Origin of the sequence: Grimontia marina (genome assembly GCF_900060185.1) — a bacterium.
In the GTDB taxonomy this organism is placed as follows: Bacteria; Pseudomonadota; Gammaproteobacteria; order Enterobacterales; family Vibrionaceae; genus Enterovibrio; species Enterovibrio marinus.
The window spans coordinates 1-748 of the sequence record NZ_FIZY01000214.1; the positions used below are offsets into that span (position 1 = coordinate 1).

Consider the following 748-nt stretch of genomic DNA (forward strand, 5'->3'; position numbering starts at 1 on the left):
AAACTAACAGGGACACACACTCTAAGAAAGCAACCAAAGAGCCGAGTCCCCACAACGTGTTGAACACAATGCTCAGTTGCAACTGTTTGAAAATATCACCTTAGTTCTCAGTCTGGGTAGCGCTCGTTACGATTTACCTAGATTTCAAGCAACAAAAACATCAGGCTTAGGCCTGATTGACAGAAAATAGCAGAATAAAGAGGGATCAACTGTCAGGCAGGCGCAGACCCGATGCCCTTTGACGCTGAAGAAGCGGCAAGGCTGCTTTGATGGACGTTTCGGAACCCACCATATTTCCAACCTCTATGTTTGACGCTGTTTTTAACCACAAAGCTGGTTCAATGCCAAGGCGCTCCAGCAATGGCGGTAGCGTATCAGAAATATGGCCTCTTTTATCATCACGCACTTGCCTGCCCGTCCAGTCAACCAACTCCAGATAATCGATTAAACGAAAGGGAATGCCGTCAGGCATGTCTTTTCGCGGGTACCCCGCAAAAACAAGCAGTCCTTCAGCATGGGTATGGTCGCTATGCAGGGCTTCTATCCGGGCTTTAACTGATGTGTGGTCAGAGGATTCGGGCGAGTCTGTCATGCCTGCCCTTATGGGGTTGAGATCAACATAGGCCATCGCCGCAGCCAAGGCTTTTTCATCGAGCAAAGCTTGGCTTTTAAAACGCCCTTCCCAGAAGTGTCCCGTACACTGGTCTTCACGATTCGCTTCAGTGGCAATATGTTGATTCAGCAGGCG

Annotated in this window: 1 protein-coding gene; it reads right to left on the reverse strand. The window is 49.1% G+C overall.

Going from position 1 to position 748, the window contains the following annotated elements; all coding sequences use genetic code 11:
* Positions 1–205: 205 nt before the first annotated feature.
* The coding region (locus tag GMA8713_RS27895) for a Mobile element protein (protein WP_084387852.1) at positions 206–748 on the reverse strand (543 nt) is incomplete at its 5' end.